The sequence below is a fragment of the Halomonas bluephagenesis genome, assembly GCF_054790765.1.
Genome location: NZ_CP133631.1, coordinates 3,555,335 through 3,576,593, shown reverse-complemented (window position 1 = coordinate 3,576,593; position 21,259 = coordinate 3,555,335). Strand labels below are relative to the sequence as shown.

The window sequence follows — 21,259 nt, the reverse complement described above, 5'->3', positions numbered from 1 at the left end:
TTCGCTAGAGAGCAGCGGCTTGCGCTTAGAACCATACCTCGGTTTGTACGCCAAAGGTAAACTCACCGCCAGTAAATCCATCGCTACCTAGAGAGCTTGCACCGTAGCTATTAAGGCTATCGTCCCAATCGCTGTAAGTAGTGAACAGACGGATCTCAGGACGCTTCCAGAAACCACCTACTTCGGGCTTGAAAGTCGGTGCGATAGTGAACTTCATATAGTCACCATCAACCGCGTTACGGTCACTGTAACCTTGTGGATCTAAATCCATCCACTGGTAGCTAGCTTCGTACTGCATTTCGAAATTCTGATTAATTTCATTCGCTAGCCGCACGTTTAGCGTTGCCCAGTCATAGCTATCGCCATTGGCGAAACGATCTTCACTGGTTTCAGCCAGTATAGACGGTGCAATACGCCACTTCGGTGCAATGTAGGTCGTGCCATATAACGCTAGGCGCGTTGAGGTCGCATCATCCGTCAGGTCGCCGTTGCTACCCAATCCTTTTACTTCGGCTCCTAAGCCCTGGCCGTGCAGTACTGCGGCCTTGAAGTTACCTTCGCCCATACCGAAGAAGCTGTCGCCATGGTAAGCCACCATGGTGTGCCAACCGCTGTCGGCCGCGGTTTGGCCAACGCCGATATCACGTTCATCGTTATCCGCAGCAGACATACCGTTAACCATGACCTGCCAATTGCCAAAGTAATTATTGGAGGTCAATACAAGGTTATCTGTATCGCTATTTTCTCCATCTAAACCGGGATTCTCACGGTTGACGATCGGGTAGTCGCTAAAGCTGCGGCCATATACTGAAAGGTTACTCTTCCAGTTATCGGCTAGCTGCATGTCGTAAATACCGCCACCGGTACCGGCCAGGAATACGACATCGCTATCGAGCCAATGGATATCAAAGTTATCACGGTCAAAACGCTTACCGGCCCAGATAGAGGCGTTTTCAAACGCACCGGTAAAGCTTGGCAAGTCGCTAAACTCAGCATATACCTGGCGTACGTTCAGGTTGGTATCATCACCTACCCAATCATTGCTGGAATTAGTACCGGCGGCCAGCATGGTGGTGTAACGGGCTTTTGCACCGTTATCAAACTGCATGCGGTAGTTAAGAATGGCTTCGGAATAAGTATCCGGTTCGTTGCCCAAACGACCAACGGCGCCGCCATTTCCACCTGCGGGTGTCAAGTAAGGGCCTCCTGGCGCGCTTTTACCGTCTTCGCCAATTAGCAGGCCAGAACGAGCATAGACATTAAAAGAGAACCCTTCTTCACCATTGGATTGACGCTCTACACGGGCAAGGCGTTCTTCAATGTCAGCGTCAGTAACGGTGGCAGGTGCACTTGACGAGGGCGTGGCATGTCCCTGCTCCGCTAACTCAGCACGGCGCTCTGCGGCCTCGGCACGCTGCTCGGCAGCCGCAATACGTGCTTCTAATTGCGCAAACCGCTCTTCTAGTGTTGTGTTGGCGTTAGCAGTACCACACAGCCCAAAACTGGCAGCGGCGATGGCAATGGCGAGAGGTGTTTTGAATGTCATTTTGTGCATTGTTTTAAACCCTAATTTATTAAACCCTTGTTTTTAAAAGCTGTATCTTTAAAAGTCATATTCTTAAAAGCTGTGCTTTAAAAACCGTTTTAAAAATCGCTTTAAAAACTTGGCTTTAAATCTTTTATTTTTGAGATTTTCCAAAGCCCCCATCTGATGCCTTACTGCGCTGATAGCATTCACTCCCACTAAGTGGTGCTGAGCGTGGGTGCCAAAAAATGGCGCTAAACGCTGTACAGCCAAGCCAGATAGAGAAAACTATGTTGCAAAGCAACTACGTTTCACTCCGTAAAATAACGGAAGACAGAACTTAATCGATTAAGAGCTAGTAAACCAACAAGAAATAACAAATTATCGACCAATGTCTAAACTGATCCTTAGGTTAGGAGAAAGTAATACAGCGGCATTAGACAAAAGTCGCTATTGAACTTGTCACGAGGAGACGGCTAACTGGCACCTTACTTAATCGTTTAAGTAGGCGCTACGAGCGCTTTGAACACTCATCACCCACAACAATAAATGCCGAGGAACGCCCTATGAAAAAGACATTACTCACTTCTGCCATTGCTTTAGCTAGTATCGCTAGCGCCACAGGCTCTGCTCAAGCGGCTGAGTTAACCATTTCTTGTGGAGCTGTTGGTGCGGAGCTTACCCTTTGCCAAGAAGGTGTAAGCGCCTGGGAAGAGAAGACTGGGCACAGTGTCGATGTGGTTTCAACGCCAAACTCATCTACTGAACGCTTGTCACTCTACCAACAAATTTTGTCCGCCAATTCTAGCGACATTGATGTTATGCAGATCGATGTTGTCTGGCCTGGCCTACTGGCTAATCACCTGCTCGATCTAAGCGAAGTGCTTGGTGAAGACGCCGCGGCAGGCCACTTCGACACCATTGTCACGAACAACACTATCGATGGCCGCCTAGTTGCGATGCCCTGGTTTACCGACGCAGGTGTTCTGTATTACCGCGAAGACTTGCTGGAAAAACATGGCCATGACGTACCTACTACGTGGCAAGAACTGACCGACATCGCGCGTGATATCAAAAATGCCGAGCGTGCGGAAGGCAATAATCGTATGCAGGGTTTTGTCTTCCAGGGTCGTGCTTATGAAGGACTTACCGTCAATGCACTGGAGTGGGTTTCAAGCTTCGGTGGCGGTACCGTGGTAGATCAGAATGGCGAAGTAACCATTAATAACGAGAAAGCTGCTGAAGCGCTAGATTTAGCAGCTTCATGGATTGGCGATATCTCTCCAGAGGGCGTGCTGAACTACACCGAAGAAGAAGCCCGTGGCGTCTTCCAGGGTGGGAATGCCGTGTTTATGCGTAACTGGCCATACGCATGGTCACTGGCTCAAAGTGAGGATAGTGATGTACGTGGCAACGTCGGCGTCACCCAATTACCAGCAGGTGGAGAGGACGGCCAAAGTGCAGCCGGTTTAGGCGGTTGGAACTTAGCGGTATCCCGCTACAGCGAACATCCCGAGCTTGCCGCTGATCTGGTCGCTTTCTTAGCCGGCGAAGAAGAGCAAAAGCGTCGTGCCATCCAATCTTCCTATAACCCCACCATCGATGCGCTTTACCAAGATGAAGAGGTACTTGAAGCCGTGCCCTTCTTCGGCACTCTTTACGACACCTTCACTAACGCAGTCGCCCGTCCGTCAGCACCTACCGGTGATGCCTATGGCCGTGTCAGTAACGCCTTCTTCAGCACCTCACATGATGTGCTTTCAGGCACTAAAACTGGCGCCGAAGCCGTCGCTGACCTCGAAGGCGATCTACTCCGCCTGAAGCGTCGCAACTGGTAACCGCGGAGACACCTATGTCGACCTCTTCTAACAACAGCGCGCCCCTGGAGGCGCGCTCAGCCGCAGCGCCAGCGCGTCGGCATCGCGGCACTAAAGTACGCCGTCAGCGGGTCAAAGCGGCTTGGCTGTTCCTGGCCCCCATGCTCATTGCATTAACGCTGGTTGCTGGCTGGCCGTTAATGCGTACTTTTTTCTTAAGTTTTACTGATGCCTCACTGTCTGATCTAGGGGCAGCCAATCTAATCGGATTTGAAAACTATCTGGTCTACGAAAATGGCCGTTGGTTCGGAGTTCTTGCCGACCCAGTCTGGTGGCAATCTGTTTGGAACACCGTTTACTTTTCGGTGGTATCTGTCTCTTTAGAAGTCATTTTCGGTGTCATTGTGGCGCTGATTCTAAATGCGGAGTTTAAGGGTCGGACGATTGTTCGCGCAGCGGTGCTAATTCCGTGGGCAATCCCCACCATCGTTTCCGCCCAAATGTGGGCGTGGATGCTCAACGATCAGTTCGGCATCATCAACCACCTGCTAATGACGGTTGGGATAATCGACAATCCTATTGCCTGGACCGCCAGCGCTACTTACTCCATGTGGGCAGTCATCATGGTCGATGTCTGGAAAACGATTCCGTTTGTCGCTCTATTGGTGCTAGCCGCCCTACAAATGCTGCCAAAAGATTGTTACGAAGCCGCAGAAGTAGACGGTATTCACCCCGTGCGCGTGTTCTTCAAGGTGACCCTGCCGCTAATTACGCCCGCTTTGATGGTGGCGGTTATTTTCCGCCTGCTGGATGCGCTGCGGGTGTTCGACGTGATCTACGTACTGACCTCTAACTCGACCAGCACAATGTCGATGTCAGTCTATGCACGTCAGCAATTGGTTGAGTTCCAGGATGTTGGTTACGGCAGTGCCGCCTCTACGCTGCTGTTCTTAATCATTGCACTTGCCACCGTTGCTTACCTTTATTTAGGCCGTAACAAAATACAACTAGGAGGTGACTGATGAACCAACGTCAGTTAGCCAAAATTGCCAAGCGCGTCGGCTTTTGGGCCTTAATTGCGCTGATTATGGTATATGCCGTTTTCCCGTTTTATTACGCGGTCATTACCTCACTCAAACCTTCTAGTGACTTATTCCAGGTTGAGCTTTGGCCCTCAAATTGGAACCTGGATAACTATGCGCAGATTTTTAGCCAGTCGAGCTTTATACGTGCGATTTTTAACTCGGTAGTCGTAGCATTTAGCGTTGTTTTCATCGCGCTTCTATTGGGTATCACCGCCTCCTACGCGCTGGGCCGGGTTCGCTTTCGTGGTCGCTCGACCGTCATGCTGGTCATTCTTGGGGTTTCCATGTTTCCTCAAGTCGCGGTGCTCTCAGGCTTGTTTGAAGTGATTCGCGCACTAAATCTCTACAACAATCCCGCGGGCCTCATTCTGAGCTACACCATTTTCACGCTGCCCTTCACAGTGTGGGTACTTACCACCTTCATGAAAGAACTGCCCATGGAGTTGGAAGAAGCCGCCATCATGGATGGCGCTACGCCCTGGATTACGATTACCAAAGTCTTCCTACCGCTTATGTGGCCTGCCATGGCCACGACTGGCCTGCTTGCCTTTATTGCTGCGTGGAATGAGTTCCTGTTCGCCTTAACCTTCACACTCACTGATGCCCAACGCACCGTGCCTGTTGCCATTGCACTGCTGTCAGGTGGTAGCGCCTACGAGCTGCCCTGGGGGCCAATTATGGCCGCGTCGGTCGTCGTCACCGTGCCACTGGTTATCCTGGTCATCATTTTCCAACGTCGCATTGTTTCAGGCTTAACTGCAGGTGCAGTTAAAGGCTAAGCGTGGGTGTTATTTACGTTTTATTAAGGATTTATTCATGCAAGACAATCTGACCTGGTGGCGCGGCGGTGTTATCTATCAAATTTACCCGCGCAGCTTTTTAGACAGCCGTGGTGATGGCATTGGTGATTTGAAAGGTATTACCGAAAAGCTCGACTACGTGGCCTCTTTGAACGTTGACGGTGTCTGGCTTTCGCCCTTTTTTACCTCACCCATGCTCGATTTCGGTTATGACGTCAGCGATTACCGCGACGTTGATCCGATGTTCGGCACCCTGGATGATTTCAAGGCGCTGCTCGACAAGGCCCATTCGCTAGGCCTGAAAGTAATGATTGACCAAGTCATCAGCCATACCTCTGAACAGCACGCTTGGTTTAAAGAGAGCCGCCAGAATCGCACCAACCCCAAAGCCGATTGGTTTGTGTGGGCGGACCCAAAGCCCGATGGCACGCCACCTAATAACTGGCTATCTATTTTTGGCGGCCCTGCCTGGACCTTTGATTCACGCCGCCAGCAGTATTATCTGCACAACTTTTTGACCAGCCAACCAGATGTCAACTTCCATAATCCGGAAGCCCGTCAGGCACAGCTGGACAACATGCGCTTCTGGCTAGACCTTGGCGTTGATGGTTTCCGTTTGGATACGGTCAACTTCTATTTCCACGACGCCGAACTGCGCGACAATCCACCAGTGCCAAAAGGCGAATCTAAGACTCTAGGCGCTCCAGAGGCTAACCCATACACGTGGCAGCGCCATGTCTACGATATTAGTCGCCCTGAAAACGTAGATTTCTTGAAAGACTTACGCGCGTTGATGGATGAGTATCCCGGCACTACGACCGTGGGTGAAATCGGCGATGACAACCCACTTGAGCGAATGGCTGAGTACACCGCAGGCGGTGACAAACTGCATATGGCTTACACCTTTGACTTGCTCAATAAGCCACGGTCCGCTAGCTATATTCGTCATGTTATTGAGCGCTTTCAGCGCTTAGCGGGCGACGCCTGGCCCTGCTGGGCAACGTCTAACCATGATGTTGAACGCAGCGCATCGCGCTGGGGCACTGAAGAAGATCCCATTGCTTATCCTAAAGTGATGCTCGCCATGCTGTTTTCCCTACGCGGCAGCGTCTGCCTTTATCAAGGGGAAGAGTTAGGGCTTCCGGAAGCTGACGTGCCCTTCGAGCGCATTCAAGACCCTTACGGAAAAGTGCTCTGGCCAGAGTTTAAAGGCCGAGACGGGTGCCGCACGCCAATGCCATGGACAGATGGCACCCAGGCAGGTTTCTCGGTCATTGAACCATGGCTACCCGTAGAAAAACGCCACCTGCCATTGGCGGTTAGCCGACAGCAAACAGACCCGGACTCAACGCTTAACGGTGTGCGTCGGATGCTCGCCTTCCGTCACGCTCATTCAGCGCTGTTTGACGGTGATTTACAGCTCATTGACGTCGGTGAGGAGCTGTTGGGCTTTATTCGTCAAAATGACCAGGAGAAAGTGCTGTGTGTCTTTAACCTGACGGGCAATGAGCAGCAAACAGCGCTCCCCGCAGACGTCATCAGTGACCTGGAAGGACACGGTTTCAATGCGGCACGTAAAAACAATGTGCTGACGCTACCCGCTTATCAAGCCGCCTTTATGCGCGTTGCTTAGTCACACTAATAACAACATTCAATAACGATAGTCGGCCCGATACGAGGAATGCTGCATTGAGGCCGACAAGGAGCTAACCATGGCAAGTGTTACGCTTGAAAAGATCAACAAAGTATTTGGTCGCGATCACATTATTAAAGACGTTGACCTGACCATTGGCGATGGTGAATTTGTCGTCTTTGTTGGCCCATCCGGCTGTGGCAAATCCACACTGCTGCGCCTTATCGCAGGTCTTGAGTCAATCACCGACGGTGACTTAAACATTGGTGATACGTTAGTTAATGACCTTCCCCCACGTGAGCGTGGTGTGGGCATGGTGTTCCAGTCGTATGCTCTTTACCCGCACATGACCGTTTATGACAACATGGCTTTTGGTTTGAAGCTTGCCAAAACGGACAAAGAGACGGTTCATGAACGGGTAATGAGTACCGCTAAAATTTTGCAGCTTGAGGATCTATTACACCGCAAGCCGAAAGCACTGTCGGGCGGTCAGCGCCAACGTGTTGCAATGGGCCGCGCGATGGCTCGGGAACCTCGCATTCTGCTTTTTGATGAGCCGCTTTCTAACCTGGATGCGTCGCTGCGAGTACAAATGCGCAACGAGATCGCCAGGCTGCACAATCGCCTAGGCTCTACGATGATTTATGTGACCCACGACCAAGTCGAAGCAATGACCCTGGCAGATAAAATCGTTGTGCTTAAAGGCGGCCATATCGAGCAAGTTGGCAGTCCACATGAGCTTTATCAACGCCCAGCCACCAAGTTTGTCGCAGGTTTTATCGGTTCACCTACGATGAATTTTATGCCCGCTGAGCTTGCCAGCGGTTCAAAAGATGGCTGCCGGGTGACTGCGAAAGGCTTAGGAGAAGTCGCGCTCCCCCAAGCCGCAGATGCCTATCCCACGGGCAGCTCGCTTACGTTAGGCATACGCCCAGAGCACCTACGTTTAGAGGCACCCAGTGGCGATAACTGCTTTGAAATTTTCAATGTCGAGTATCTGGGTAATGAGGTCTATGTCTACCTAGAACCAAAAGAGGGCGATACACTGCTTATTCACCGCAGCGAAGCCCCTAGCCAGTGGAAAGCAGGCCAGAAAGTATCCCTGGTGCCTGACATTGAGCATGTGCACCTATTTGATGAAAACGGAGCAGCATTGATGCTTTCAGAGACACGCTCTGCGGCTTAACGAACACTATCGACTGCGCTGTTGCTGAGCGAACAACGGCCTTTGATGCTGCTACCTCTTTATGCAAAGGTAGTGGAAACAACGTCAAGGCCGTATTTTTGTGCGCCAGATTCAATTCATTAGCCTGCGATGTAAAATAACACTCAAATAATTAAACAGGATAGGAAGCCCGTGACAGCCCATCGTAGAATGACTCTCAAGGATCTTGCCACAGAACTCGGCGTTTCCACCGCGACAATATCAAATGCCTTCAACCGCCCTGACCAGCTTTCGCCACTTCTGCGCGATCGTATTTTAAGTGAGGCAAAACGACTGGGGTATAACGGCCCAGATGCCAAGGCCCGGAGTCTGCGCACTGGGCGCTCCAGCATTGTTGCGGTTATTCTTGCCGAAAGCCTGACTTACAGCCTCAATGATGCTGTCGCCAGTGAATTTTTATCAGGTGTCGCTGAAGTACTCGATGCCCATGGCCATACCATGCTGCTACTCCCCGGGCGCGGCCATGCCTCACAGCCGCCAGGGTCCGCAAACATTGCCGATGGCTTTATCGTTTACGGCCTGATGCCTAATAACAAGCTTCTAAGCGAGCTGCCTTCGCAGCGGCCACTGGTGTCTGTGGATTTCGACATTGACGGCAGCCCGACTGTTTATATCGATGACCAAGACGCGAGCTACCACCTTGCCCAACACGCATTAAAAACGCGGCCACAGCGGCCTGCGGTGATCAATCTTCGCCTGACAAAAGAGCATTGCAACGGCCGAGTCACCAAAGCGCACACCCTACTTCCGGACAGTAGCACCATCAGCCGTGCGCGCCTGGCCGGATTTCATGCCGCACTCACCGAACATGGCTTTGATGCTGAACAGATACCACTGTGGAATATCGAAGAGAACGTGTTTGATGTGTGCTCACCGGTAATCACAGAAATCCTTGACTTGCCTGCCAAGCAGCGCCCGGATCTGTTGCTGTGTATGTCAGACCGTATTGCGCTTACCGCGCTTACGCTAGCCGAACAGCGCGGCATTCACGTACCTGGGGAGCTAAGAATTACAGGCTTTGATGGCATTGCTGAAGGGCAATATAGAGCACCGCGTTTAACGACCGTGCGCCAGGACAGTGCGGGTAAAGGCCGCGTGGCGGCAAAAATGATTCTAGGTCGGATACCAAAAACCCAGCAGCTACTCAAAACAGAGTTGCTGCTGGGTGACACTTGCCCATAAAAGTCGGCCAGGTATTATTTGACCGTTTTCTGCATGGCAATGGCGGTATCTAGCATCCGGTTAGAGAAGCCCCACTCATTGTCGTACCACGCCATAATTTTCACCAGACGGCCATTCACCCGAGTGTGATTGGCATCAAAGGTAGATGAGTGCGCATCGTGGTTAAAATCAGTAGACACCAGCGGCTGTGCGTTAACCGCTAGCACAGTCGAGTTCGCCGCCGCTTTCTCAACAATCGCGTTGATCTCTTCTTTGGTGGTATCGCGGCTTGCCGTAAACGTTAAATCTACCAAGGAAACGTTGATTACCGGTACACGCACTGCCAAACCATCGAACTTACCCGCCAGCTCCGGCAATACCAAACCAACGGCCGCTGCCGCGCCTGTTTTGGTCGGAATCATCGAGTGCGTCGCACTACGCGCGCGGTAAGGGTCGGAGTGATAAACATCCGATAGGTTCTGATCGTTGGTGTAAGCATGAACCGTAGTCATCAAACCATTTTCAATGCCTACGGCATCGTTTAACGCTTTGGCGACCGGCGCCAGGCAGTTAGTCGTGCACGACGCATTGGAAACCACCGTGTGCTCGGCTGTCAGAATGTCGTCATTGACACCATATACGATGGTGGCGTCAGCATCAGGGCTGGGCGCAGAGATCAACACACGCTTAGCACCCGCCTCAATATGCTTGGCAGCAGCCTCACGCTTGGTAAACAGGCCTGTACACTCCATGACGAGGTCAATGTTCATGGATGCCCAAGGAAGTTGACTGGGATCACGCTCAGAAGAAATTGCAATGCGATCGCCATCTACACTGATACTTTCGGCATCGTGTTCAACCGCAAACGGGAAATGGCCGTGAACCGTATCGTGGCGTAGCAGGTGCGAATTAAGGGAAGGATCGCCCAGATCGTTAATCGCAACGACTTGGACGCGATCTCGGTAGCTATTTTCGTACAGCGCACGCAGTACATTGCGGCCAATCCGTCCAAATCCGTTAATGGCAACTCTTATTGTCATGATGGCACCTCAATCAAGCAGTGGTAGTAGATGGCGTATCCAGTAAAAAAATTACTAAAAATACGTATTTATTCACCTTTAGGTCAATTTATACCTGTTTCAACCGCCCTTAAAGGCTAATAACGCTCCAATATGTAGTAAAATTACTATATAAACGCTATCGTAGTCCAATAATTAATCACCGCCAAGACGGTCAATAGGAGTAACTTTTATGACTCGCTCAACATCTCCCACCCCCCTTCGCCGCACAAAGATTGTTGCGACGCTTGGTCCAGCAAGCGACCGTCCTGGTGTGCTGGAAGCTATGCTAAAAGCGGGCGTTGATGTCGTGCGGCTAAATTTCTCCCATGGTGCGGCAGACGACCATCGCCGCCGCTTAAAGGAAGTACGAGAGATCGCCCAGCGACTTAACCGCAGTGTTGCCGCACTAGGCGATTTGCAAGGGCCGAAAATTCGTATTTCACGCTTTGCCGAAGGTGCCATTCATCTGGATATTGGCCAAGCCTTTGTGCTCGACATGGCGTTAGATGCCAACAGCGGCACCGCCGAGCGCGTCGGCTGTGATTACAAGTCGCTGATTGAAGATGTTGCGCCGGGTGACCGGCTACTGCTGGATGACGGGCGTGTCGTGCTGGATGTCATCTCAATTAGTGGACAAGAAGTGCACACCCGCGTTCACGTAGGTGGCAAGCTTTCCAATAATAAGGGCATCAACAAGCAAGGCGGCGGGCTGTCTGCCACAGCGCTTACTGAAAAAGATAAAGAAGATCTAAAAACCGCGATCGATATCGGCGTGGACTATCTGGCGGTCTCGTTCCCGCGTAGCGCTGCCGATATGCAGGAAGCTCGCGAACTGCTTGGCGAAGCAGGCAAGGAAATAGGTCTGGTTGCCAAGCTTGAGCGCGCCGAAGCGGTTGCCGATGATGAGACACTGGATGGCATTATCGAGGCCTCTGAAGCCGTGATGGTCGCCCGAGGCGACTTAGGCGTAGAAATTGGCGATGCTGCACTGATCGGCACTCAAAAACGCATCATCAAGCATGCTCGCACGCTTAACCGCGCGGTTATTACCGCCACACAAATGATGGAGTCGATGATTGAGTCGCCACTGCCCACCCGCGCGGAAGTCTTCGACGTGGCTAACGCAGTGCTTGATGCCACCGACGCCGTCATGCTTTCTGCGGAAACCGCCGCAGGCGACTATCCAGTAGAAACTATTCAAGCGATGGATCGGGTATGCCTAGGCGCTGAGCGCGAACGTATTGCTCAGTCATCAGGCCACCGTATTCACGAAGGCTTCGAGCGCATTGATGAAACCATTGCCCTCTCTGCCATGTATGCCGCTAACCACCTGACGGGGGTACGCGCCATAGCCTGTATGACCTCGACAGGTTATACGCCGTTAATTGCTTCACGCATTCGCTCTGGCCTGCCGATTGTTGGCCTTGCACACAGCCCGATTGCCCAACGGCGCATGGCGCTTTATCGCGGCGTCGTGTCGATCCCCTTCGACACAACCCATATGGACCCTAAAGAGCTCAATCAAGAGGCCGTCAAACTACTGCAAGCTCATGGATTGGCACGCCCTGGTGATCATGTCATTCTTACCCGCGGCGACCACATGAATGCCCATGGCGGTACCAATACCATGAAAGTGCTTGCCGTTGAAGAATCGTAAAACTGGCAGAAACCTGAAATGTGACTGTGACCTGGAGAGCCATGCCATGACCGACGCACGCCCACCCCGCCAAGCCGTTCGTACGCTGCAACCGCGTAAGCGCATTGCACTGATTGCTCACGACGGCAAAAAAACCGAAATGCTGGAGTGGGCAACGCGCTGGCAGGAAACGCTCAGCCAGCACACCCTAATTGGCACGGGCACAACCTCTAGCAAGCTGAAGAGCGCCTTAGGGCTGGAAGTTGAAGGATTGATGAGCGGGCCACTAGGTGGCGATCAGCAAATTGGCGCGCGTATTGCTGAGCAGCAGTTGGACGTGCTGATTTTCTTCTGGGATCCGTTTGCCCCTCAGCCCCACGATCCTGACGTCAAAGCGCTGCTGCGCTTAGCCGCATTATGGAACGTGCCGGTGGCGTGCAATGCGGCGAGCGCCGACTTTTTACTGTCTTCGCCCTACCTTAGTGAACGCTACGATATGTCTATTCCGGATGCAGAAGCCTGGGCTCAGGCCCGCACGGTCTAAGGCCGCCCGACCATATGGTTTTACCGGGTACGCAGGTGGCGCGCCACGACCTGCTGCCCGCACTGATAGTCACCGCTCATGGCATTCAGGGCGCAGTTTAGGGTGAGTTCAGCAATGCGATCATAATCCTGCAGGGCTGAATTTACCGGTTGCGGCAGAAAATCCAACAAGCGGTGGTCGCCAAAGGTGGCTAACCGCATCTCTTCCGGTAGCCCGCCGCGTTCCAGAAACACATCAAAGACCCCTTCCATCAGTACATAAGACGCAGTAACCAGCGCATCAGCTCCACCCTCTTCATCCAGCAATTGGGCAGCAAGACGAGCGCCTTCGCTACGCTCATAGTGCGTGCCGCTAAGCAAAATTGGCTCAATAGGGCTGCTTTGCAGGGCCGTCTGAAAGCCCGTCCGCCGCTCGCGGCTGATCGACAAACTTGGCATCGCCCCCAGCCACGCCACTCGCCGCGTACTATCAGTAATGACCGATCGCGTTAGCGCATAAGCCGCGTCCTGATCGTTGCTGACGACACTGGCAAAACGTTTCGGAGCAAGCCCGCGGTCCATTCCCACAACACACCAGCCCTCATCTACCAACTCAGAATAGAAGGCGTCATCTTCGGCTAAGCAACTGGCGGTAATAAGCACCTCACAGCGTTGCGCGCGCAGCGCCAATGCCAAGGTGCGCTCGCTATCGACGCAGTCATCTGAGCTAACCACCAACAGTTGATAGCCTCTCTCCCGCGCGCCACGCTCTAAGCGTTTAGCCAGCCGTGCATAGCTGATATTTTCAAGATCGGGCACGATCAAACCAATCAGCCGACTTGCCCCACGACGCAGCGCCGCTGCCTGCGGATCAATGTGGTAGCGATACTGACGCACCACCGCCATGACTTTCTCGATGGTGGCATTGCTAATGCGCCGCTGCTCGGCCTGGCCATTAATTACATAGCTCGCCGTGGTGCGCGATACGCCCGCAAGCCGGGCAATGTCGGCAAGTGTCATGCAATTCTCCCTCTGGTTGCCGGTGTAGTTTATCAGCCGTTTCGCCCCACCCCGACTAAAGTCTAGAAAGACAACCCTTGTGTCTTTAAGTGAATCGATTCAGCATACAACTAATCATAGATGACTCGATTCATCCAGCTAAGCTTAACGCCCTAAGACTAACGTTTAAGCACGATCACGCCGCTCATTGCAGATATTACCGTTGCCTGACAGCGTTTACAGGAGAACCTTATGTTAACACTCGGCCCAGATGACATCTTGCTCGACCGCCATGCGGACGACTGGCAAGCTGCACTCGACATCGCCGCTAAGGCGCTAACGGATGCGGGCTTAGTTGAGGCCGAGTACCGTGATGGCCTCCATGCTCGTGAAGCGCAGTCGTCAACATACCTTGGTAACGCGATTGCTATTCCACACGGTACACCGGAAAGTCGCCAGCATGTAAAAAGCACCGGCGTACGAGTGCTGCAGTTCCCCAAAGGCGTTCAGTGGCATGACGGCCAGACGGTCTATGTTCTGGTAACTATTGCGGCGCAAAATGACGAGCACCTGGATATTCTGCGCCAGCTGACCCATGTGCTGGACCGTGATGGCGTCGCCAACCAGCTCGCCAACGCTAGCTCAGCTGTCGAGGTATCGCGCTTGCTGTCTAAGCCTGCGCTTGAACCGCGCCTGGATGCCGATACGCTATGCATTAATTTCCCCGCTCGTGACCCTCAAGAACTCGCCCTGGCCGCTGCCGCACGGCTTCGCCAAAGTGGCTGTGTTGATAACGCTTTTATTAGTGCCATCGCCAGTGCTTCCCCCCAATGGCTGGGCAAAGGATTTTGGTTGGCAAGCCACGTCCAAGGGGTGACACAACCCGCTCTAGGCGTTGCCACGCCAGCCGATCCTAAACTTGAGCATGGCGGTCACCCAGTCCATGCACTGTTCTGTTTAGCGGCCAGCGGCGATGCCCACCGTCCACTGCTGGAACAGCTATTAGCCGTGTTGGAGAACGGCGAAAGTGATAGCTTGGTGGGCAAAAGCAGCGCACAGCTGCTGGCCACGTTGGCGGGTGAAACCGCCAGCACTCAGACTCGGCGCGTGCGCGTCTTGAACCCCCACGGCCTGCACGCTCGTCCAGCGAAACAGCTGGTACAAGTCGCCCGCGCGCAATCAATGCCGATTAACGTACGCCTTGAAGAAGGCAGTGCCTCCACGGTTTCTGCCGCCAGCCTCACCAAAGTGATTGGCTTGGGAGCACGGCGTGGCCAGTGGCTGATTCTTTCTGCCGAAGGTGAGCAGGCAAGGGCTGCACTGGACGCCGTTTCCGCTGCGGTCGAAGAAGGCTTGGGCGAGAAAGTAACGCAGTTCGACGGCGGCTTTGATGCCAAGTCGGTTACTAACACGAGCAAGGCCGTTGAGCCGTTAGTCGCCGATGCGCCCCACACCGGCGTTGCCGCCTCGCCGGGCTTAGCCATTGCACCGGTGTTTGTGATTCGTCCAATGCAGTTCGACTATGCTGAACACGCCAGCGACCCCGAACAAGAAATTAGTCGCCTGAAAGTGGCACTCAAAGAAGGCGCCGCTCAATTACAGGCACTGGTGCACAACGCCCCTGGCGGTGAAGTGGCCGACATTCTCTCAATGCACGAAGAGATGCTAGACGACCCCGAGTTGCACCACGCTGCCATTGATGCGATTCGTGAAGGTCGTTCAGCAGAAGCCGGTTGGTGGAATGCCATTGAAACCGCCGCCCACGCTCAGGAAATGCTCGCCGACCGCCTGCTGGCCGAGCGCGCCGCCGACCTGCGCGACGTAGGCCGCCGCGTGCTGGGCGTATTGTGCGATGTTCAACTGCCCGAGCCACCTGACCACCCATACATTCTGGTGATGGATGACATCGGCCCTTCCGACGTTGCCCGCTTGGATACCTCACGCGTACGCGGACTTTTAACCGTGCGTGGCGGTGCTACCGCTCACAGTGCCATTCTGGCTCGTGCGCTGGGCATTCCCGCTGTTGTCGGCGCCGGTGAAGCCGTCATGGCGTTGCATAACGGCAGTATGATGATTCTGGATGGTGAACGTGGGCGGGTTACCTCCCAGCCTTCCGAAGAGCGCCTGCAGCGCGCGGAACAACAGCTTCTCGACCAGCAGCAGCGCGAAGCCGATGCCTGGGAGCTACGTTTTGAGCAAGCCCAAACCCGCGATGGGCATCGGGTAGAAGTGGCAGCCAATCTGGGGAACACCGCCCACGCCGCCGATGCAGTAGAACGGGGTGCCGAAGGCGTTGGCCTGCTGCGCACCGAGTTCCTGTTTATGGCCTACTCAAGCGCACCGGACCTAGCCACCCAAATTGCCGAGTACCGCGAAGCCACCGACGCCTTGGAAGGCCGCCCACTGGTCGCGCGTACTCTGGATGTAGGTGGCGACAAGCCGCTGCCCTACTGGCCTGTTCCCCAGGAAGACAACCCCTTCCTGGGCCTACGCGGCATTCGCTTAGCGCTGACCCAGCCGGAAGTGCTGGAAACACAAATCCGCGCGCTGCTGATGGCAGCTGTCGGCCGTCCGCTACGCATCATGCTGCCGATGGTTAAGGATGTCGCTGAATTCCGCGCCGCCAAAGTCATCTATGACCGCCTGCTTAGCGAAATCCCACCACAGCAGCGCGCCACTGATGTGCAACTGGGCGTGATGATCGAAGTGCCCTCCAGCGCACTGCTAGCACCTACGCTGGCGGCCGAGGTGGACTTCTTCTCCGTCGGCACTAACGATTTAACTCAGTACACCCTGGCCATCGACCGCGGCCACCCAGAGCTTTCTGCCCAAGCCGATGGCTTGCACCCCGCCGTGCTGCGTTTGATTCAAATGACCGTCGATGCCGCTCATGCCCACGGCAAGTGGGTCGGCGTATGCGGCGAGCTAGCCTCGGACGCCATGGCCGTGCCAGTACTGGTAGGGTTAGGCGTTGATGAGCTTTCCGTCAGTGCGCGACAAATTCCGCTAGTCAAAGCGCGCCTGCGTGAATTTGATCTTGCCGATGCAAAAGCCACTGCCCAATTAGCACTGAGTAAAGCCACCAGCGATGAGGTGCGTGACGCCCTGGAGGCCCGCTAATGGCCCAGGTAGTGTGCATTACACTCAACCCCGCGCTGGATTTAGCGTTCAACCTTGAAACGCTGACACTCGGTCATGTGAACCGCCCCCACAGCGCCCAGTTAGAAGCCGCGGGCAAAGGCGTTAACGTAGCACGAGTGCTGGCCAGTTTAGGCCATCAAGTGATTGTTAGCGGCTTTCTCGGCCAGGATAACGACGCGCCGTTCAGCTTGGCATTCCCCCACTACGGCGTGGAAGATGCCTTTGTACGAGTACCCGGCAGCACGCGCATTAACGCCAAGCTGGCGGAACAGAGTGGCCGCGTCACTGATATTAACGGCCCCGGCATGCCGATTGAGGCTGCCCACTTAAATGCTTTACAAACTACCCTAGACGATTTGTTTCAGCGCCTCGCTCCGCCCCAGGCGGTCGTCGTTGCCGGTAGCCTTCCACCGGGTATTGATCAGCCGCTGTTTGCTGAACTACTGACCACCCTAAAAAGCTATGGCGTACCACTTTGGATAGACACCAGTGGCCCGGCACTGCTACCCGCCATTGCCGCTCAGCCTGCGGCTGTAAAACCTAACGAAACGGAACTCGCTGACTGGGCTGGTGGCAATCTTGAAACTGATGCGCAACGCCAAGCCGCCGCTAAACGCCTGCACGCCAGCGGCATCGAGCAAGCGCTGATTTCCGCAGGTTCAGAGGGCGTTTTATGGGTTAGTTCACAGGGCACTTGGCAATCTACCCCACCTAGCGTCAACGCCACCAATACCGTTTGTGCGGGCGATACCTTTTTGGCTGGCATGCTTCATGGGCTGCTCAGCGACTTCGCCCCACAAGACACCCTTCGCTTCGCAACGGCACTCTCTGCCGAAGCGGTTCGCCACGTCGGCGTGGGCCCCCCCCCCGCCGACGACTTTGACTTACTCCAACAACAGACTTTGGTACGGCGTCTTGACGACACCATCACCGAGGGAGCCACGCGATGAACCTGATTCTGATTACCGCCTGCCCCAGCGGCATGGCGACCACCTTTTTGGCCGCCAAGCGCCTTGAACAAGCGGCCACACGGATGGGCTGGAGCGCTCATGTGGAAATGCACGGCGAGATTGCGCCGCTGCAGGCTGCCACCGCCGAGCAAATTGCTAATGCCGATTTAATTGTGGTGGCCGCCGATCACGTTCCCGCCCCGGAGCGTTTTGAAGGCAAACGACTTTTCCAGGCCCCGATTGCCAGCGCCCTGCCCGACCCCAGCGCCTTTTTAGCTCAAGCCAAGCGTGAAGCACCGATTTACACTGCTCCTGCAACCCCTACAGCTGCTGCTACTCCGGCGAGCAACACGGGTGGCAAGAAGATTGTCGCTGTTACCGCTTGCCCCACCGGCGTTGCCCATACCTTTATGGCCGCTGAAGCGCTAGCCGAAGCAGGCAAAGCCATGGGGCATGCCATTCGCGTGGAAACCCAAGGCTCAGTGGGCGCTCAGGATCATTTAACCGAACAAGAGATCGCCGACGCCGACGTGGTCGTACTGGCCTGCGATATCGACGTTGACCCAGCGCGGTTTGCAGGCAAGCGTATTTACCGCACCTCAACCGGCAATGCACTAAAAAAGCCACGTCCCACTCTGGAAGCCGCCCTTGTTGATGCTAGCGTAGAAAACGCCAGCAGCGGTTCGGGCAACGCCAATAAGAGCGTTAAAGAGAAAGGCGTTTATAAGCACCTACTCACTGGCGTGTCGTTCATGCTGCCTATGGTGGTAGCGGGTGGCTTGCTGATTGCGCTCTCGTTTGTCTTCGGTATTGAAGCCTTTGAACAGGAAGGCACACTGGCCGCTGCGCTTATGCAAATTGGCGGTGGTACCGCCTTCGCGCTAATGATTCCTGTGCTGGCAGGCTACATTGCCTACTCCATCGCTGACCGCCCCGGCATCGCCCCAGGCATGATTGGCGGGATGTTGGCGGCCAACATTGGCTCCGGGTTTATTGGCGGTATTTTGGCAGGCTTTCTGGCAGGCTACGTAGCCCTCGCGGTTACCCGCTACGTTAAGCTGCCCTCCAGCGTTGAATCGCTCAAGCCTATTCTGATTATCCCGCTGGTGGCCAGTCTGGTCACCGGCCTGACGATGATCTATGTGATTGGCGAACCTGTCGCTGCATTGCTGAATGCGCTGACCAGCTTCCTGGCCTCTATGGGCTCTACTAACGCGGTACTGCTGGGCATTCTATTGGGCGCAATGATGTGCTTCGATTTGGGCGGCCCCGTCAATAAAGCAGCTTATACCTTTGGCGTGGGCCTGTTAGCTTCGGAAACCTACGGCCCAATGGCAGCGATCATGGCGGCAGGCATGGTGCCAGCAATTGGCATGGGCATTGCCAGTTTCGTTGCACGCAATAAGTTCTCTGCACCAGAGCGCGAAGCAGGCAAGGCATCATTTGTACTGGGCATGTGCTTTATCAGTGAAGGGGCCATTCCCTTTGCGGCGAAAGACCCGTTGCGGGTTATCCCAGCGTGCATAGTGGGCGGTGCGATTACCGGCGCGCTTTCCATGCTGGTAGGCGCGAAACTAATGGCACCTCACGGTGGTATCTTTGTTCTGCTGATTCCCAACGCCATTACCCCTGCACTACTCTACCTTGGCGCGATTATCATCGGCTCGCTGGTAACCGGCTTAGGCTATGCCTTTATTAAACGCGGCGCCGCTCAAGTTGCCGTTGCAAGCTAAACTCGCAAACATCAGCGCGGGGTAAATGCTTAACCATCAATCACAAACGCTGGGTAGGTTTCTGCCTGCTCAGCGTTTTTTTCTCCACACATGTCCTTCAGCACCCAATAGCAACGGTTTATTACTTATTTTTAAGCTATTAATCGCTTATTATTTGCTTAAACTGGGGTTTTATGTAGTATTTTTACACAAATAGTCTCATAAATAGAACAAGGCACGAGCCAGAACACAGTGTTCGTCACTTAATAATGATCTAAAACAACAGGACCGCCTTCTATGTTTCAACTCACCCGCAGCGTTACCTGGCAGGCACTTGAACGCCTGCGTGACAAAACCGCCAACGACCGCATTCGTGATTACTTCACCAATGACCCGCAGCGCTTTGAAAAAATGAGCCTACGGGTGGGCGGCCTGTTCCTGGATTACTCCAAGCATCACGTCTCTGATGAGGTACTCGCCAAACTGTTGGAATTGGCTGACCACTCTGCCTTGGTTCAGCGTCGTGCGCAGATGTTCTCTGGCGACATTATCAACGTCACCGAAAATCGCCCGGTACTGCATACCGCACTGCGCAATTTAAGCGATGAACCGGTACATGTAGACGGCAACGATGTGATGCCGGAAATCAATCGCACCCGGGAACAAATCAAGCAGTTCTCAGAAGCGGTTAGAAGCGGTGAGTGGAAAGGCTATAACGGCCAACGCATCAAAGACGTGGTCAATATTGGCATTGGTGGCTCAGACCTTGGCCCCAACATGGCCGTACGCGCGCTACTCAAATACCGCCACCCGGAACTGCACTTCCACTTCGTCTCCAACGTCGATGGCACCCATATTCAGAAGGTGCTTTCACGGCTAGACCCGGCGACCACGCTGTTTATCGTTTCCACCAAAACCTTCTCTACCCAGGAAACCCTGCTTAACGCAAAAACCGCACGGCGCTGGTTCGTGGAAAATGCCGGTGAAGATGCCGACGTAGGCGCCCACTTTATTGCCGCTTCCACTAACCGCAAAGCGGCGATGGAGTTCGGCATTCGTGAAGAGAACGTGTTCGAGTTTTGGGCCTGGGTAGGCGGCCGCTACTCCATGTGGTCATCAATCGGCCTGCCGATTGCGCTTTCGGTTGGTTTTGAAGGGTTTATCGAGCTGCTGGAAGGCGCTCATGAGATGGATCGCCACTTTATAGAAGCGCCCTTCGCGCAGAATATGCCAGTACTGATGGCGCTGATTGGTATCTGGTACATCAACTTTATTGGCGCCGAAACCCAGGCCATCGTGCCCTACGATCAAGCCCTCAACCAACTACCTTCGTTTCTGCAGCAGTTGGATATGGAGTCTAACGGCAAATCAGTCGATATTTTTGGCCACCCGGTTAACTACAAAACCGGCCCGATTGTTTGGGGGCAAACAGGCTCCAACGGTCAGCACGCTTTCTTCCAGCTACTACACCAGGGCACCCGCTATGTGCCGATTGATTTTATTGCCTCGCTAAAACCCGAGCCCGGCGTGGAAGACCACCACTTCGCCTTGCTTACCAATATGCTCGCCCAAGCCAACGCCTTTATGGAAGGCAGCCAAGGGGACAGCAAAGAACTTAGCCAGCACGACCCCTACAGCTGCCCCGGTAACCGCCCTTCCAGCACGCTACTGCTGGACGAGCTAACGCCGAAAAACCTCGGCGCGCTAATTGCCCTCTACGAGCACAAGGTGTTTGTGCAAGGCGTTATCTGGAACATCAACTCGTTTGATCAGTGGGGTGTGCAGCTTGGCAAACGCATTGCCGGTGAAATCAGCGAGCGTATCGACACTAATGCCGCGGACTTCGATACCTCTACCCAAGGTTTGTTGGAACTGGTACGCGCCCACTTTCCCAGTGGCGATAGCGCAAAGGAAAGCGCGCCAGCCAGTGCTGATAAAAAGCCAGCCAGGAAGAAGCGTTAAGCGGAGGGTTGGGTAAACGTTAGATAAAAA

At 54.0% G+C, this 21,259-nt stretch carries 15 protein-coding genes; 12 read left to right on the top strand and 3 right to left on the bottom strand.

Annotated features, from left to right (window positions below):
• Window positions 1-25: 25 nt before the first annotated feature.
• Window positions 26-1,555: a carbohydrate porin gene (locus REH51_RS16185; RefSeq protein ID WP_009723675.1), complete on the bottom strand. Its 1,530-nt coding sequence runs from the start codon at window positions 1,553-1,555 to the stop codon at window positions 26-28.
• A gap of 536 nt (window positions 1,556-2,091) precedes the next feature.
• Between REH51_RS16185 and REH51_RS16180 the strand changes: the two genes are divergently transcribed.
• The 6 genes from REH51_RS16180 (at window position 2,092) to REH51_RS16155 (ending at window position 9,267) form a co-directional block, all read left to right on the top strand.
• Entirely contained in the window at window positions 2,092-3,363 is a 1,272-nt protein-coding gene (locus REH51_RS16180) for an ABC transporter substrate-binding protein (RefSeq protein WP_009723676.1), read from the top strand.
• Between the two features lie 14 nt (window positions 3,364-3,377).
• Entirely contained in the window at window positions 3,378-4,364 is a 987-nt protein-coding gene (locus tag REH51_RS16175; protein WP_009723677.1) for a carbohydrate ABC transporter permease, read from the top strand.
• Window positions 4,364-5,206: a carbohydrate ABC transporter permease gene (locus tag REH51_RS16170; protein WP_009723678.1), complete on the top strand. Its 843-nt coding sequence runs from the start codon at window positions 4,364-4,366 to the stop codon at window positions 5,204-5,206. Before REH51_RS16175 ends, REH51_RS16170 begins: the two co-directional genes overlap by 1 nt.
• A gap of 37 nt (window positions 5,207-5,243) precedes the next feature.
• Window positions 5,244-6,860, top strand: coding sequence for an alpha-glucosidase family protein (locus REH51_RS16165; protein ID WP_234667812.1), 1,617 nt, complete (start codon window positions 5,244-5,246; stop codon window positions 6,858-6,860).
• A 79-nt stretch (window positions 6,861-6,939) separates the two neighbouring features.
• Window positions 6,940-8,046, top strand: coding sequence for an ABC transporter ATP-binding protein (locus tag REH51_RS16160; RefSeq protein ID WP_009723680.1), 1,107 nt, complete (start codon window positions 6,940-6,942; stop codon window positions 8,044-8,046).
• A 189-nt stretch (window positions 8,047-8,235) separates the two neighbouring features.
• Window positions 8,236-9,267 (top strand): LacI family DNA-binding transcriptional regulator, encoded by a 1,032-nt coding sequence (locus REH51_RS16155; RefSeq protein WP_498937764.1) that lies wholly within the window; start codon window positions 8,236-8,238, stop codon window positions 9,265-9,267.
• A gap of 14 nt (window positions 9,268-9,281) precedes the next feature.
• Here REH51_RS16155 and gap read toward each other — a convergent pair whose 3' ends face one another.
• Window positions 9,282-10,286, bottom strand: a complete 1,005-nt coding sequence (gap, locus tag REH51_RS16150; protein ID WP_009723682.1) for a type I glyceraldehyde-3-phosphate dehydrogenase — start codon at window positions 10,284-10,286, stop codon at window positions 9,282-9,284.
• 211 nt (window positions 10,287-10,497) lie between these two features.
• On the opposite strand from gap, the gene pyk reads away from it, so the two are divergent.
• Both pyk and REH51_RS16140 read left to right on the top strand, forming a co-directional pair.
• Window positions 10,498-11,964, top strand: a complete 1,467-nt coding sequence (pyk, locus tag REH51_RS16145; RefSeq protein WP_009723683.1) for a pyruvate kinase — start codon at window positions 10,498-10,500, stop codon at window positions 11,962-11,964.
• A 46-nt stretch (window positions 11,965-12,010) separates the two neighbouring features.
• Window positions 12,011-12,487 (top strand): methylglyoxal synthase, encoded by a 477-nt coding sequence (locus tag REH51_RS16140; RefSeq protein ID WP_009723684.1) that lies wholly within the window; start codon window positions 12,011-12,013, stop codon window positions 12,485-12,487.
• A 20-nt stretch (window positions 12,488-12,507) separates the two neighbouring features.
• Here the strand turns inward: REH51_RS16140 and cra are convergent, their stop codons facing one another.
• Window positions 12,508-13,485 (bottom strand): catabolite repressor/activator, encoded by a 978-nt coding sequence (gene cra / locus REH51_RS16135; protein ID WP_498936325.1) that lies wholly within the window; start codon window positions 13,483-13,485, stop codon window positions 12,508-12,510.
• A 231-nt stretch (window positions 13,486-13,716) separates the two neighbouring features.
• Between cra and ptsP the strand changes: the two genes are divergently transcribed.
• From ptsP to pgi, 4 genes are all read left to right on the top strand, one after another.
• Window positions 13,717-16,584 (top strand): phosphoenolpyruvate--protein phosphotransferase, encoded by a 2,868-nt coding sequence (gene ptsP / locus REH51_RS16130; protein WP_009723686.1) that lies wholly within the window; start codon window positions 13,717-13,719, stop codon window positions 16,582-16,584.
• On the top strand, window positions 16,584-17,555 hold the full coding sequence (pfkB, locus tag REH51_RS16125; protein ID WP_498936323.1) for a 1-phosphofructokinase: 972 nt from the start codon (window positions 16,584-16,586) through the stop codon (window positions 17,553-17,555). Before ptsP ends, pfkB begins: the two co-directional genes overlap by 1 nt.
• Window positions 17,552-19,288 carry a PTS fructose-like transporter subunit IIB gene (locus REH51_RS16120; RefSeq protein ID WP_009723688.1) on the top strand — a complete coding sequence of 579 codons (1,737 nt, stop codon included), beginning with the start codon at window positions 17,552-17,554 and terminating at the stop codon, window positions 19,286-19,288. The genes pfkB and REH51_RS16120 overlap by 4 nt, the downstream gene beginning before the upstream one ends.
• A gap of 276 nt (window positions 19,289-19,564) precedes the next feature.
• The gene (pgi, locus tag REH51_RS16115; protein WP_009723689.1) at window positions 19,565-21,229 is read left to right on the top strand and encodes a glucose-6-phosphate isomerase; all 1,665 of its coding nucleotides are present in this window, start codon (window positions 19,565-19,567) and stop codon (window positions 21,227-21,229) included.
• Window positions 21,230-21,259: the final 30 nt, after the last annotated feature.

Bases quoted from the DNA above. Each gene is read 5' to 3' on its own strand.
- REH51_RS16180 (WP_009723676.1), top strand. From the start codon at position 2,092: ATGAAAAAGACATTACTCACTTCTGCCATTGCTTTAGCTAGTATCGCT.
- pfkB (WP_498936323.1), top strand. From the start codon at position 16,584: ATGGCCCAGGTAGTGTGCATTACACTCAACCCCGCGCTGGATTTAGCG.
- pgi (WP_009723689.1), top strand. From the start codon at position 19,565: ATGTTTCAACTCACCCGCAGCGTTACCTGGCAGGCACTTGAACGCCTG.
- pyk (WP_009723683.1), top strand. From the start codon at position 10,498: ATGACTCGCTCAACATCTCCCACCCCCCTTCGCCGCACAAAGATTGTT.
- REH51_RS16185 (WP_009723675.1), bottom strand. From the start codon at position 1,555: ATGCACAAAATGACATTCAAAACACCTCTCGCCATTGCCATCGCCGCT.
- gap (WP_009723682.1), bottom strand. From the start codon at position 10,286: ATGACAATAAGAGTTGCCATTAACGGATTTGGACGGATTGGCCGCAAT.
- REH51_RS16165 (WP_234667812.1), top strand. From the start codon at position 5,244: ATGCAAGACAATCTGACCTGGTGGCGCGGCGGTGTTATCTATCAAATT.
- cra (WP_498936325.1), bottom strand. From the start codon at position 13,485: ATGACACTTGCCGACATTGCCCGGCTTGCGGGCGTATCGCGCACCACG.
- REH51_RS16170 (WP_009723678.1), top strand. From the start codon at position 4,364: ATGAACCAACGTCAGTTAGCCAAAATTGCCAAGCGCGTCGGCTTTTGG.
- REH51_RS16175 (WP_009723677.1), top strand. From the start codon at position 3,378: ATGTCGACCTCTTCTAACAACAGCGCGCCCCTGGAGGCGCGCTCAGCC.
- REH51_RS16120 (WP_009723688.1), top strand. From the start codon at position 17,552: ATGAACCTGATTCTGATTACCGCCTGCCCCAGCGGCATGGCGACCACC.
- REH51_RS16155 (WP_498937764.1), top strand. From the start codon at position 8,236: ATGACTCTCAAGGATCTTGCCACAGAACTCGGCGTTTCCACCGCGACA.
- REH51_RS16140 (WP_009723684.1), top strand. From the start codon at position 12,011: ATGACCGACGCACGCCCACCCCGCCAAGCCGTTCGTACGCTGCAACCG.
- REH51_RS16160 (WP_009723680.1), top strand. From the start codon at position 6,940: ATGGCAAGTGTTACGCTTGAAAAGATCAACAAAGTATTTGGTCGCGAT.
- ptsP (WP_009723686.1), top strand. From the start codon at position 13,717: ATGTTAACACTCGGCCCAGATGACATCTTGCTCGACCGCCATGCGGAC.